This is a genomic window from Paeniglutamicibacter sp. MACA_103, assembly GCF_045798555.1.
GTDB lineage: Bacteria > Actinomycetota > Actinomycetes > Actinomycetales > Micrococcaceae > Paeniglutamicibacter.
Genome location: NZ_JBIXLN010000133.1, coordinates 1 through 286, shown reverse-complemented (window position 1 = coordinate 286; position 286 = coordinate 1). Strand labels below are relative to the sequence as shown.

Here is a 286-nt window from a genome sequence, read left to right as displayed (position 1 = left end):
CGATGACCGCCGCGAGGGTGGTTTCAAGCCGCGCGAAGACCGCGGTGGATTCCGCGGCGGCAACGACCGTGGTGGATTCCAGGGTGGAGACCGTCGTGAAGGCGGTTTCAAGCCCCGCGAGGATCGCGCTGGATTCCGTGGTGGCGATGACCGCCGCGAGGGTGGCTTCAAGCCGCGCGAAGACCGCGGTGGTTTCCGTGGTGGCGATGACCGCCGCGAGGGTGGTTTCAAGCCGCGCGAAGACCGCGGTGGATTCCGCGGCGGCAACGACCGTGGTGGATTCCAG

Annotated in this window: 1 protein-coding gene; it reads right to left on the bottom strand. The window is 68.2% G+C overall.

All coding sequences use genetic code 11. The features are described from left to right. Positions 1 to 286: hypothetical protein (locus ACIPVK_RS21855; protein WP_407614078.1), on the bottom strand; the 286-nt coding region annotated here is incomplete at both ends.